Origin of the sequence: Mycobacterium sp. (genome assembly GCF_051006775.1) — a bacterium.
Classification (GTDB): Bacteria; Actinomycetota; Actinomycetes; order Mycobacteriales; family Mycobacteriaceae; genus Mycobacterium.
Window position 1 is genome coordinate 1 of sequence record NZ_JBPCSX010000030.1, and the last position, 12,219, is coordinate 12,219.

General features: G+C 66.2%; 12 protein-coding genes and 2 pseudogenes. 7 read left to right on the top strand and 7 right to left on the bottom strand.

Features of this window, described 5'->3' with window-relative positions; all coding sequences use genetic code 11:
- Positions 1 to 248, top strand: a pseudogene (locus ACR2JI_RS01985) (zf-HC2 domain-containing protein); the annotation flags it as partial.
- Between the two features lie 6 nt (positions 249 to 254).
- Here ACR2JI_RS01985 and ACR2JI_RS01990 read toward each other — a convergent pair.
- Entirely contained in the window at positions 255 to 896 is a 642-nt protein-coding gene (locus ACR2JI_RS01990; RefSeq protein WP_526387478.1) for a DUF5134 domain-containing protein, read from the bottom strand.
- A gap of 122 nt (positions 897 to 1,018) precedes the next feature.
- Here ACR2JI_RS01990 and ACR2JI_RS01995 point away from each other — a divergent pair, with 122 nt between their 5' ends.
- Positions 1,019 to 2,890 carry a cytochrome c oxidase assembly protein gene (locus tag ACR2JI_RS01995; protein WP_526387480.1) on the top strand — a complete coding sequence of 624 codons (1,872 nt, stop codon included), beginning with the start codon at positions 1,019 to 1,021 and terminating at the stop codon, positions 2,888 to 2,890.
- Here ACR2JI_RS01995 and ACR2JI_RS02000 read toward each other — a convergent pair.
- Together ACR2JI_RS02000 and ACR2JI_RS02005 are read right to left on the bottom strand one after the other, a co-directional pair.
- On the bottom strand, positions 2,872 to 3,087 hold the full coding sequence (locus ACR2JI_RS02000) for a heavy-metal-associated domain-containing protein (protein ID WP_526387482.1): 216 nt from the start codon (positions 3,085 to 3,087) through the stop codon (positions 2,872 to 2,874). The two genes, ACR2JI_RS01995 and ACR2JI_RS02000, sit on opposite strands and share 19 nt — an antisense overlap.
- Before the next feature lie 8 nt (positions 3,088 to 3,095).
- Positions 3,096 to 5,351, bottom strand: a complete 2,256-nt coding sequence (locus ACR2JI_RS02005; protein ID WP_526387484.1) for a heavy metal translocating P-type ATPase — start codon at positions 5,349 to 5,351, stop codon at positions 3,096 to 3,098.
- A gap of 124 nt (positions 5,352 to 5,475) precedes the next feature.
- Here ACR2JI_RS02005 and sigC point away from each other — a divergent pair, with 124 nt between their 5' ends.
- The 4 genes from sigC to ACR2JI_RS02025 all read left to right on the top strand — a co-directional run bounded on the left by sigC (position 5,476) and on the right by ACR2JI_RS02025 (position 8,879).
- Entirely contained in the window at positions 5,476 to 6,021 is a 546-nt protein-coding gene (gene sigC, locus ACR2JI_RS02010) for an RNA polymerase sigma factor SigC (protein WP_526387486.1), read from the top strand.
- A 70-nt stretch (positions 6,022 to 6,091) separates the two neighbouring features.
- Positions 6,092 to 7,624, top strand: coding sequence for a PepSY domain-containing protein (locus ACR2JI_RS02015; RefSeq protein ID WP_526387488.1), 1,533 nt, complete (start codon positions 6,092 to 6,094; stop codon positions 7,622 to 7,624).
- A 154-nt stretch (positions 7,625 to 7,778) separates the two neighbouring features.
- A complete protein-coding gene (locus ACR2JI_RS02020; protein WP_526387490.1) occupies positions 7,779 to 8,141 on the top strand; it encodes a BlaI/MecI/CopY family transcriptional regulator in 363 nt (120 codons plus the stop codon).
- 66 nt (positions 8,142 to 8,207) lie between these two features.
- Positions 8,208 to 8,879, top strand: a complete 672-nt coding sequence (locus ACR2JI_RS02025; RefSeq protein WP_526387492.1) for a hypothetical protein — start codon at positions 8,208 to 8,210, stop codon at positions 8,877 to 8,879.
- Positions 8,880 to 8,919: 40 nt separating this feature from the next.
- Here ACR2JI_RS02025 and ACR2JI_RS02030 read toward each other — a convergent pair whose 3' ends face one another.
- Positions 8,920 to 9,570, bottom strand: a complete 651-nt coding sequence (locus tag ACR2JI_RS02030; protein WP_526387494.1) for a cutinase family protein — start codon at positions 9,568 to 9,570, stop codon at positions 8,920 to 8,922.
- A gap of 130 nt (positions 9,571 to 9,700) precedes the next feature.
- On the opposite strand from ACR2JI_RS02030, the gene ACR2JI_RS02035 reads away from it, so the two are divergent.
- Positions 9,701 to 10,138 (top strand): hypothetical protein, encoded by a 438-nt coding sequence (locus ACR2JI_RS02035; protein ID WP_526387496.1) that lies wholly within the window; start codon positions 9,701 to 9,703, stop codon positions 10,136 to 10,138.
- A gap of 5 nt (positions 10,139 to 10,143) precedes the next feature.
- Here ACR2JI_RS02035 and ACR2JI_RS02040 read toward each other — a convergent pair whose 3' ends face one another.
- The 3 genes and pseudogenes from ACR2JI_RS02040 to ACR2JI_RS02050 form a co-directional block, all read right to left on the bottom strand.
- Positions 10,144 to 11,055: a 1,4-dihydroxy-2-naphthoyl-CoA synthase gene (locus tag ACR2JI_RS02040; RefSeq protein ID WP_526387498.1), complete on the bottom strand. Its 912-nt coding sequence runs from the start codon at positions 11,053 to 11,055 to the stop codon at positions 10,144 to 10,146.
- Between the two features lie 54 nt (positions 11,056 to 11,109).
- The gene (locus tag ACR2JI_RS02045; protein WP_526387500.1) at positions 11,110 to 11,763 is read right to left on the bottom strand and encodes a hypothetical protein; all 654 of its coding nucleotides are present in this window, start codon (positions 11,761 to 11,763) and stop codon (positions 11,110 to 11,112) included.
- 21 nt (positions 11,764 to 11,784) lie between these two features.
- Positions 11,785 to 12,219, bottom strand: a pseudogene (locus ACR2JI_RS02050) (hypothetical protein); the annotation flags it as partial.

Here is a 12,219-nt window from a genome sequence, read left to right on the forward strand (position 1 = left end):
TTCTGGTGCTGTACGAGGTGGCTGACGCCGACGAGGGTCTGGTCAGCCTCGACCGTCCGCTGACCCATCTGCCGGTGCTGGCCGGCGCCGTGCTGGCGATGCTGGTCTGGCGCAGGGATCGTCCGCAGCGTGATCCGCAGCCGGATCGAACCGGGATGGCCGTGCCGGACGACATCGTGCTGCCGGAGAACGCTTCCCGGGGCCGCCGTCGGGGACACCTGCGCTCCACCGACGGCTCGGCCGCCTGACCCCCGCTAGAGCATCACCGAGAACATGATGCCCATGCCGGCGGCCATCGCCAGTTGGCAGAGAATTCCGATTGTCTGATCTGACCCGTCCGCTGACGGTTGCAGTCGAGCGGTGACCAACCGGTAGAGCCAGAAGGCGGTTGCGGCGGCGAAGCCGATGGTGCACAACCAGTCCAGCGAGTGCACCCAGGTGACGGGCTCGGCGCCGGTGTGCATTCCTGCCGAATGTCCGGCATGCCCAGCGTGCCCCGCATGTCCTGACGAGCCGTCCATCCCAGGCATGGTCGCAGCCATGGGCTCGGATTCCGAGCGCAGGGGCAGGCCGCTCATAGCGGCGTACATCCACGCCATCGCGAGCATCATCAGCGAGTGATAGACGTTGGCCACCCGATGGTCGCCGGTCCGGACCGTGACAACGGCAAACCACACAGCGGCCGCGGCGAAGAAGATCATCGGCGCACGCGTCGGCAGTTCGGCACCGCGCGGCCAGGCCATCACCGCCATCGCGACCGCCATGACGGCGTGCAGGGAGTGGCTGATCAGATTGGACACCGCATGACGGTTGGCCACGATCGTCTGAACGCAGACCGCAGCGCTGAAGACGAACAGCAGTGTGACGACCCACCTGAGGCCGACGTCTTGGATCATCGAGTCGCTCCGCTGTGCTGGGGATATGAGGTCACGGTGGATTGGTCGGGCCCGCGGCCCGAGAAGTTCCCGCCGTACCGCCGCGCCGATGTGCAGCATAGGCAGCCTTAGACTCCGAGACCATGACCGCAACGCATTCCGGCCAGGAACGCGCGCGCATGCTGCTGATAGCCGCAGTGGCCGGGATTGCCGTTGCGGCGTATGCGCTACGGATCGCCTCCCCCGCAGCCGCGACGACCGCAGCAGTGGCGGTCGGACATTTCGTCGCTGCTCTCGCCGGTGCGATCTGCGTGGGCGGTTTGGCGTTGATTCTCATCACCGCACAACCGAATGAGCGTGGAGTCCTTGACCCGGCGGCATTCCGGGCACACCTCGTGGTCGAACGGCTGTCACTGCTGTGGTTTGTGTGCGCCTTGGCAATGGTGGCGTTGCAGGCCGCCGCTGACGCCGGTGTCGCGGTGACCCGGTTGTTGAGCGGGGGTGGGCTGGCCGCGGCACTCGGCGCTTCAGAGACCGCACGGGCGTGGGTCGCCGTTGCACTGTTCGCGGCAATCATCGCTGTGTTCTCACGGCTGACCGTACGATGGGAATGGCATGTGCCGCTGTTGATCCCGGCGGTATTGGGAGTAGTTGCCGTTCCCGTCACGGGTAGCGCCGGGCAGGGCCCCGACCACGATTATGCGACCAGTTCGGCGATTGTGTTCGCCCTCGCCTTCTCGCTGTGGGCTGGGTTGCGGATCGTCGGAGAGGCGGCTCCAGCCGATCCCGGACTACGTCGTCGGGTCGCGATCACCACCGTCGCAGCGGGGTCGGTGTCCGTGGTCTACGGCATCGCACTGCTGGCGCTGCAGGTGTGGCCCCACAGCCTGATGTCGGGATACGGCAGGCTGGGGCTGCTCGTCGTCGCGGCCCTGCTTGTCGGGCTGGCCTTTGGCGCCCTCACCGGCGCGGTGGCGGCAATCGTCGCACTGGCGGCACTGTCCTTGATGGCCGTTCAGACGGCTCCACGGCTGCTGGCCACCGAGCCCACTGTTTGGGACGTTCTGCTCGGGTATGAGTTGGCCGGCGCACCGACGCCGCTGCGATTACTGACGTTCTGGCGTTTTGACACTTTCCTCGGTGTCGGCGCACTACTTCTGGCCTCGCTCTACGTCATCGGCGTGGCGAGGCTGCGTCGGCGCGGCGACGCGTGGCCGGCTGGCCGCACGGTCGCCTGGCTGGCGGGCTGTGCGGCCCTGCTGCTCGCGACGAGTTCGGGCGTGCGGTCCTATGGGTCGGCGATGTTCAGCGTGCACATGGTCGAGCACATGACGCTGAACATGTTCGTGCCTGTTCTGCTGGTTCTGGGGGCACCGGTCACGCTGGCTCTGCGGGTGCTACCCGCTGCGCCGGCGGATTCGCCGCCGGGTCCGCGGGAATGGATTGTGCGCGCCGTCCATTCGCCGTTCACCGAGTTTCTGTCGAATCCGATCACGGCCTTCGTGCTATTCGTCGGCTCGCTGTATGTCGTGTACTTCACGCCGTTGTTCGACACCTTCGTGCGCTACCACTGGGGCCACGAGTTCATGGCGCTGCACTTCCTGATCACCGGGTACCTGTTCTACTGGGGAATCATCGGTGTCGATCCCGGTCCGCGCCGGCTTCCCTTCCTCGGTCGGCTCGCCCTGCTGTTCGCGGTCATGCCGTTTCACGCGTTCTTCGGCCTGTCGATGATGTCCTCGGAATCGACGGTCGGCGAGAACTACTACCGTGGCCTGGCGCTGCCCTGGGTGCCCGACATAAACGCCGATCAGCACCTCGGCGGTGCGATCGCCTGGGGCGCAAGCGAAGTGCCACTGGTGATCGTGGTGATAGCGCTGGTGACCCAGTGGGCCCGGCAGGATCGCCGCGATGCGGTGCGCTCAGACCGCCACGCCGATGCCGGTTATGACGACGACCTGGAGGCCTACAACAACATGCTGCGCGAGTTGTCCCGTCACCGCAGCAGTAAATAGTCGCCCTCCTCGGCCAGTGCGGCCTGGACTTCATCGGCACTGATCGGCTCGGACGCTTCCACATGTACCGTCGAATTGCCCTTGGGCTCAAGCTCGACGGACACGCCAGTGACACCCGCCAGAGCGCTGAGCGCCTCGGTGACGTGGTTGACGCAGTTCTGGCAAGTCAGCCCGGTGACGGAAAACGTCTGGCCCATAACGCTTCTCAGCCTTTCGGTTCGGAGCCGGCCCGCGCGAAGTTGCGCAGCCGCAAGCTGTTGGAGACGACGAAGAAGGATGAAAACGCCATCGCAGCGCCGGCGATCAGCGGGTTGAGCAGGCCGGCGGCGGCGATCGGGATGGCGGCGATGTTGTAGCCGAAGGCCCACACCAGATTCATCCGGACGGTGCCCATGGTTGCCCGGGCTAGATCGAGTGCCAGCGGAACCGAACGCAGATCATCGCGCACCAGGATGATGTCGGCTGCGGCGATCGCGACGTCAGTACCGCGCCCGATCGCCAGGCCGAGGTCGGCCGACACCAGCGCCGGGCCGTCGTTGATACCGTCGCCAACCATGGCGACCACCTGCCCGCGCTCCCGTAACTGCTCGATCACATCGACTTTGCCTTCGGGAAGCACCTCGGCGATGACGTCATCGATGCCGACCGCAGCGGCCACCTCCGCAGCGGCGGTCGGGTTGTCGCCGGTGAGGAGCACGGTGCGCAGACCACGCTGATGCAGCGCGGCGACCGCCTCGGCGGCGGTGTCCTTGACCGCATCCGCAACCGCTATCGCCCCACACACCGCATCATCCACCGCGACCAGCACAACCGTCTGCCCCTGGGATTCACCGTCAGCACGTGCGGCGGCGACAGCCTGGGGCACGGACCGGTCCCGTGCGACCCAGGCGGGCCGGCCCACCTCGACCGGGCGGGACCCCACCGTTCCAGTGACGCCGCGGCCGGGCAGCGCCGCGAATTCGTCGACCGGGCTGTGCTCGTCGGTCGCGGCGAGGATGGCAGTGGCGATGGCGTGCTCGGAGCCGGATTCGACGGCGGCGGCCAGGGCGATGACCTCGGCCGAGCTCCAGCCGTCGGCGGCGGTGACAGCGGTGACGGTCAGATGTCCGGTGGTCAGCGTGCCGGTCTTGTCGAAGACGACCGTGTCCACGCTGCGGATGGCCTCCAGCGCGCGATACCCCTTCAGGAAGATGCCCAGTTGGGCGCCGCGGCCGGATGCGACCATCATCGCGGTCGGGGTGGCCAGGCCCAGGGCGCATGGGCAGGCGATGACCAGCACCGCCAGTGCCGCCGCGAACGCTTTCTCCGCCCCCGCGCCGGCCAGCAGCCAGCCACCAGCGGTGAGAAGGGCGATCACGAACACCGCTGGAACGAAAATCCCGGCAATGCGATCGGCCAGGCGTTGCGCATCGGCTTTCTGCGCCTGGGCCTCTTCGACGAGACGCACCATGCCGGCGAAATGGGTGTCAGCGCCGACTGCCGCGGCCTCCACTATCAGCCGTCCGTCAAGCACCACGGTGCCGCCGATCACACTCGCACCCGGCTGCACCCGAACCGGCTTCGATTCGCCGGTCATCGCGCTCATGTCCACGGCGGTGCTGCCCTCGACCACCAAACCGTCGGCGGCGATAGTCTCCCCCGGCCGCACAACGAATCGCTGCTGCTCCTTGAGTTCCTCTGCGGGCAGGACCATTTCGGTGCCGTCGGGCAGAAGCACCGAGACATTCTTGGCGCTCAGTGCGGCCAGGGCGCGCAGTGCACTACCGGCCTTGGACTTCGCCCGCGCCTCGAAGTAGCGACCGGCAAGTACGAACACCGTCACCCCGGCGGCGACCTCGAGGTAGATGGCGTCGCTGCTCATCAGCGCCTGCCACACACCATGGGTCTGCCGCGCCGGGTGCTTGACGAAAATCGTCACCAATGACCACAGCGTCGCCGCGGTGATGCCCACCGAGATCAGGGTCTCCATCGAAGCGACGCGATGGCGGGCGTTACGCAGAGCGACCCGGTGAAACGGCCAGGCACACCAGGTGACGATCGGTAGCGCCAGTGCGGTGAGGATCCACTGCCAGCCGGCGAACCGGGTCGAGGGCAGCACGGCGAACATCACCGATAGGTGCGACAGCGGGACGAAGAGCACCGCCGCCACCGCAAGGCGGATCAGCAGCAAGCGTGCGGTGGCGTCGTCGGGGTCGGGGCGCTCGTCGGCCCCGGCGCTACGTACCTCGGCCTGATAACCGGCGCGTGTGACAACGCCGCACAGGTCATCGGTGGACAGCGCATCCGGCGCGTCGACGGTGGCGACCCGGGTGGCGTAGTTCACCGACGCACGCACGCCGTCAACCTTGTTGAGCCGGTTCTCCACCCGGGAAGCGCAGGCCGCACATGTCATCCCGGACACGTCGAGTTCGACGCGCCGGACCGGCGGAGCGTCCGGCGCGCCGGCGACGGTGGTGGTCATCGTCCTCCTCTGGCACCAGTATCCGACGCACACTTCTCGGCGATAACAGTCGGCCCGGACCCGCCGAAAGTTCCCCCGCGATCAGTGCCGAGGTACCGACCATGATCCCCTAAGCTCAGTGTCCGTGACCGTCGAGGATCCGCTGACCGAACTGGCGCTGGCCGCCGGCCGTGGCGACCGCGCGGCCCTGGACGAGTTCATCAGAGCCACCGAGCGCGATGTGTGGCGCACGGTGGCCTTCCTGGCCGAGCCCGGTAGCGCCGACGACCTGACCCAGGAGACTTACCTGCGGGTTATCGGCGCGATTCCGCGGTTCGCCGGACGTTCCTCGGCCCGGACCTGGCTGTTGTCGATCGCCCGCCGCGTCGTCGTCGACCAGATCAGGCGCAACCAGGCCCGGCCCCGCACCACCTCGCAGGTCGATCTGGAGGCCCTGCTCAGCACACCCCGGTCCGCCGCACGGTTCGAAGATGTGGTCGAGGTCAGGATGCTGCTCGACGGTCTGGACCCCGATCGCCGTGACGCCCTGGTCCTGACCCAGGTGCTGGGCCTGTCCTATGACGAGGCCGCGGAGGTCTGCGGCTGCCCGCTGGGCACGATCCGCTCCCGGGTGGCCCGGGCGCGCGACGATCTGATCGCCGCCGCGCGGCGTGACGACCGCACCGGCTGATCCAACTCCGGGAACCAAAAGCCCGCCAATTGCGACTAGTGATCGAAAGCACTAGTCGTGGAGGGCTGCGTTGGTCACTGCTGAGCGTGAATCCGTTGATCGTGACGAACGTCGCGGCCGGGCGGCGATCCTGAGGCGTATCTGGCGTTTGCACTTCTGGGTGGGACTGTTCGCGGCACCGGCTCTGATCACGCTGGCCTGCACCGGGCTGATCATCCTGTACACCCAACCGCTGGACCTGTGGCTGAACCGCGATCTCAAAGTCGTGAGTCCCGCGATGTCGACGGTGTCGCTGGACGCCCAGGTCGCAACCGCCCGCCAGCACGTGGACTCCACGATGGTGCTGGACGCTGTCACGCCGCCGGAGTCGGCGGACGGGTCCACCCAGGTCGATTTCCTACCGGCCACCGAACCCGAGGTGGGCGAACGCAACGTCACCCAGGTCTTCGTCGACCCGTACACCGGCGGGTACCTGGGTCAGCGCCATGAGCTGGATGGCCTGATCGGCTGGGCCAATCAGCTGCACCGGTTGTTCGGCAATGACGGGCCGACGGTGACCCTGCCCGCGCTGGGCCATCTGATCGCGCCGTCGGCCTACCCCGAAGCGTCCATCACGGTCGGTATCGGCAACCTGATCATCGAGATGACGGCGGTGTGGGTGCTGGTTCTCGCGGCCACCGGCGTCTACCTATGGTGGCCACGGGCCATCGAACGGGGAAAGCCGCGGCTGGCCGTCCGGTGGGCCAAGGGCGGTCGCATCCGCTGGCGGGACCTGCACGGAAGCACCGGAATCCTCCTGTGCGTGGTGCTGATCTGCTACATCGCCTCAGGCCTGACCTGGTCACGTTACTGGGGCGAGAACTGGCGCGCGGTGGCCTCCACGGTCACCCCGGCCACCGAGATCGATGCGCCGTCGACGCCGGCGAAGGTCGGCGACTTCGATCGGCTCGGGCGCCGCATCGCCTGGGCCGACAAAGAGGATCCGGTTTACGCATCGGCGGCACCGGGATCGGTGCCAAAACCTCTGGGCTTCAACGATATTGACCAGATCGCTAAGTCGGAGAACATGATCCCGGGCTACTCGATCATGCCGCCGTCGGACAGTGCCGAGGACGGCGAGACGACCTACGGCAGCTACACCGTGGTCAACCACTGGCCGCAGAAGCTCTCCGAACAACGAACGCTCTACCTGGATCAGTTCACCGGACAGACCATCACCAACGCCACCGCCGATCAGGACGGTGCGCTGTCCCGGATCACCAGTTGGGCTGTCGATGTGCATATGGGCACCCAGTACGGCGTGCTGACCCGCATCCTCGCCACCCTCGCCTGCCTGGGTGTGCTCACCAGCATCATCTCCGCGACCGCCATGTGGTGGAAGCGCCGGCCCACCGGAACCGCCGGCCTGCCCGGCCGCGGCAGCGAGGCGGGGCGTTCGTCCACCCCGCGCGGCGCCGTCGTCGCCATCGGCGTCATCGCCACAGCCCTTGCGGTGCTCTACCCGTCCTTCGGCGTGAGTCTGCTCGTGGTGCTCATCGCCGAGTCGATAGTCGAGTCCCGCCGTGCGAAGCCCGCGTCCGTGAAAGGCAGCGACCATGACTGAACCGAAGACCTGCGACAACCCCAACTGCACCTGTTCACCCTGCACCTGCGGACCGCACTGCAACTGCGGCCAAGCGGGCGCGTGCGGGAACCCGGACTGCACCTGCTCCCCGTGCACGTGCGGGTCCGATTGCTCCTGCGGTTCCTGAACAGCGATGCCACAATCAGGACGCCTCGGAACTCTGGAACGCGCCATCATGGACCAACTGTGGGACAACGGCGGGCCGCAGACGGTACGCCAGGTCCACCGGGCACTTTCGGCGCAGCGGCAACTGGCCTACAGCACCGTTATGACGGTGCTGCAAAGACTGACCTGCAAGAGCCTGGTGACCCAGATCCGCGATGACCGCGCTTATCAGTACGCCCCCAACCATGGTCGCGAAGAACTCGTCGCCGACCTCATGGTCGACGCCCTCCGGCAGGCCGCCGGCGACGGTGGCCGGCGTGCTGCGCTGTTTCACTTCGTCAAGCGCGTCGCGGCCGAGGACGCCGACGCGCTTCGGCGCGCCCTCGCGTAGTGCCTCGCCGGCCATCCGAGTCCGGATACCGTGGTGGTCGGGTATCGAGAGTCGGGAGGCGGGTCGATGGGTGACAGCGCGAGTTTGATCAGCCTGGGCATCACCGCGTCTGCCAGCCTGCTGGGCACGATCGTCGGCGGACTGACCGCGTTCTGGACGACGAAGAAATCCTACGAGCACCAGGCCCAAGCCGAAGACCATCGCCAGCGACTCCACCTGCTTCGCGACAGTTCCACGCGCTTCATCAGTGCGGTGTCATCGATCCCGTTGGCCTCCACAGGCCTCGCGCGCATCGCCGTCGAGTGGGGCCCGAAGGCTGTTCCGCTGACAACCGCAGTCACCGACGACGAAGTCTCGGAAGCTGCGCGGGGCATCCATCCCGGTATCGAGGCCGACGGTGGTCCGGTCGCGGTCCTGATGCGACTGTTCCGCGAGACCGGCATTTTCGACGCGGACATCAAGGCCGGCACCGCACTGCTGTCCGAACTTCGGCTCGTCGCACCCGGCGATGTCGCCGATAGCGCCCAGCGGGTGCTCTACAGCGCATTCGCTGCTGAGATAGCCGCCGCTTTCGCCCCGCAACTCGTCGGCAAGGCCACCAATAACTACAACACCGAAGTCAATGACTTCTTCAACCACGTACGTCATCACCTGAACGTCGAGAACATCGAGTTCGACTTCATCAACGAGAACACCATGGGGAAGATGCTCGACCTCAAGGGTGACTCAAACGGCTAAGGCTCAGCCGGTAGCGAGGATACCTGGGCTCCGGTGGCCGCTACCGGGATGTTTGATCGATCTTGGCCGCTGCGAACGTCGCTGCCTCATTGGTCAATCCGGCTGGAACGTAGGACACGTGGGCCATCATGTTCGCACCTGACGAACAGATCGGGTCACCGGCAATGCATAGGTCGATGGTCTTCGGGCTGTAGACCGGGCTGACCGTCGGCAGCTCGGCGCCGCCCGCCAACATCTTCGAAAAGTCACTGGACGGACTGCCGAACAGCGCGATGGCCGCAATGTGACCCGCCACCTCCGGTGGCAGGTCCGCGGTGGCGAGTTCGGTCACCGCAGCGCCCTGGGAGTATCCGCCGAGCACAAGTCTGGTGGCCGGACAACTGGCGACGATCCCCTGGATCTGGGCGCGGGCGTCATCGGATCCTGCCGCCGCACTCCTGAGGTAGTCATCGCTGGCCGGATAATTGACCGCGTAGACCGCCACCGACTGACCGGGCAGCTGCGCACTGAGTGAATCGGTGAATGCCTGGCCGACAAAGCCAAGCCCCGGCGGCTCATTGGTGCCGCGCGCGTAGACCACCTGGACGGCCGGGCACTGATCAGCGGAGGCGGCGGGAAGGCCAAGCGGCACACTGAGTAATGCCGCCGCCACAATCCCGGCGCCACCGATGCGAATAGTTGTCGCGTTCATCGGTAAATGTTGACACACCGCAATCAGGAAGCCGGCCAAGGCAACACCGCCGTATTCATCGCTGCCGTGATGGTCAGCGAGTCGTGATCACCACCTGTAGTGTTGATGGAGAATCCCCCATGAGACGCCTATGACCGATCCCTGGAATCAGCTCGAAACCGAGATCGAGCCGGGTGAATTCACCCTTGTTTTCGACTACCAACCCCACTCCGATGAACCCGCGCGTTTCTTCGAGATTCGGTTCACCTGGGACGGTGAGACCGCGGCATCCTTCGTCTACGACGTCTGGGAGGGCCCCGACGGGTCCGCCTACGACACCGACGTCGACAGCGCACCGGTGTCCGGCTGGGCATCCTGGGTCAGCGGAGAAGATGTGCTGATCGCCTTCACCCAACCGATGGCCGACGACGAGGGCTGGGCCCGGGTTGACTCCGGCGCCCCCGGCGCAGCGATCCATGACCTCGATGGCGGGCTCAGCGAGCCCGACACCTGGGCCAGCTTCGCCAGGTTGATCCATGCCGTCGTCACCGACGCACCGGTGCAGGGCATGACCCGACAGACGTACTGAGGCCCTCAGAAGTAGCGCGGGTAGGCACTCCAGTCCGGGTCACGCTTCTCCAAGAACGCGTCGCGGCCCTCGACGGCCTCGTCGGTCATGTACGCCAGCCGGGTCGCCTCCCCCGCGAAGATCTGCTGCCCGACAAGTCCGTCGTCAAGAAGGTTGAAGGCGAACTTCAGCATACGTTGGGCCTGCGGAGACTTGCCGTTGATCTTCGCGGCCCAGTCCAAGCCCACAGTCTCCAGATCGGCGTGATCGACAACGCGGTTCACCGCACCCATCTGATGCATCTGCTCAGCTGAATAGGTCTCCCCCAGGAAGAAGATCTCGCGAGCGAACTTCTGTCCGACCTGCTTGGCCAGATATGCGCTGCCATAGCCGCCGTCAAAGCTGCCCACATCGGCATCGGTCTGCTTGAACCGGGCGTGCTCCCGGCTGGCCAACGTCAGGTCGCAGGTGACGTGCAGACTGTGCCCACCGCCGGCCGCCCACCCGTTGACCAGACAGATGACCACCTTGGGCATGAACCGGATCAGCCGCTGCACCTCGAGGATGTGCAGCCTGCCGGCCCTGGCCACATCGACCGTCTCCGCTGTGTCTCCGTCGGCGTACTGGTACCCGCTGCGTCCGCGGATGCGCTGATCCCCACCGGAGCAGAACGCCCATCCCCCGTCCTTGATCGACGGTCCGTTACCCGTCAGCAGCACCACGCCGACATCCGGCGACATCCGCGCGTGGTCAAGCGCGCGGTAGAGCTCGTCGACCGAATGCGGCCGGAAGGCGTTGCGCACCTCGGGGCGGTTGAACGCCACCCGCACCGTTGGCTGCTTGATACCGTCGAGCACATGACGGTGGTAGGTGATGTCAGTGAGATCCTCGAAACCGTCGACGGGCCGCCACAGGTCCGGGTTGAACGGGTTGGTCATGAAAGAAATGTAGGCCCTGACTCCTGCGCCGGGGGACTCCCCCTGGCACAGGCGCTACTGGGGTTTCGCCAACTTCAGCGAATCCAACACCGTCCCCGCGACCTCGAGGTCGTTATTACCCTCGGGGAAGACGGCCGCCCAGATCTCGGCGAGGGACTGCGGCCCGAGGAAGATCATGGCGGAGAGGAACTTCACCGCATTACCGGCTTTGTCTTTGCCGACGCCGGCAAGCTGCAGCCCGGGCTGACCGTCGACGGTGATGTCCTTCGGGTCGTCAAGCTGGATGTCGGTGTAGTTCGTCTGAAGAAATTCCTTGGTCGAATCGGCGATCGAGTCGATTTCCTTTTTCGTCTGCACGTCGCTGTCGAATGTCTGGGCGCGGAACTGAAGAATCGATCCGTCTGCACTCTCCACTGATCCGAAATCGCCGACCTGGTCGATCTTGCCGACCGTCCAATTGTCAGGAGCGACGATCGAGAACATCGCTGCCTGCTCGTCCGGGTAGTAGAGGGTGGTCATGCCGGCGGCCGCGGTGGCGGCACTGGTGGCAGCGCTGCTTGCAGCACTGGCGGCCGACGAGGCCGCGCTGGTGGCACTCGAGACCGCCTCCTTGGTGGCCTCCTGAGTCTTCGAGCAACTCACGGTCAAGGTTGCAGCGACTGCGAGGCAGGCTGCTGCGGCGGTGGCACGGCTGAGGTTTTTGCTCATGAGCCCACGATAACGAGATCGCTAGTGATGCGGCGGCGATATCTCGCGTTTCCCGGCCGGTGCCGCGAGCCAGTCCCTGATGACGCGGTAGGCCTCGGCGCTGCCGAGTAGATCGAGGTGACCCGTCTCAGTGACGAGATGGGTGTTCTCCGCCGGGAAGTCGAGATCCAGTTGCGGATCCTCATGGTGCCCTAGTGCGCTCGGGATCGGGACGAGGCCATCGCCGAGGGGATGGCGCCTGCCCCGAATCGACATGGTGCCCGCCACCGCGTAGCACGTGACGCCCGCGGGCAACTCGACCACCTCCCGGGTGTCGCCGGTGGGTTCGAAGCGATCGCGACCGGCCCAGTGGCTGTCGAGGAAGGCGCCGTAGCGCAGGTCGGTGATACCCGCGCTGCGTAGCTTGCCCAGCCGCCCGAGCGGAGCGATGTAGGGGTTGACGCCCGCGAGCATCTG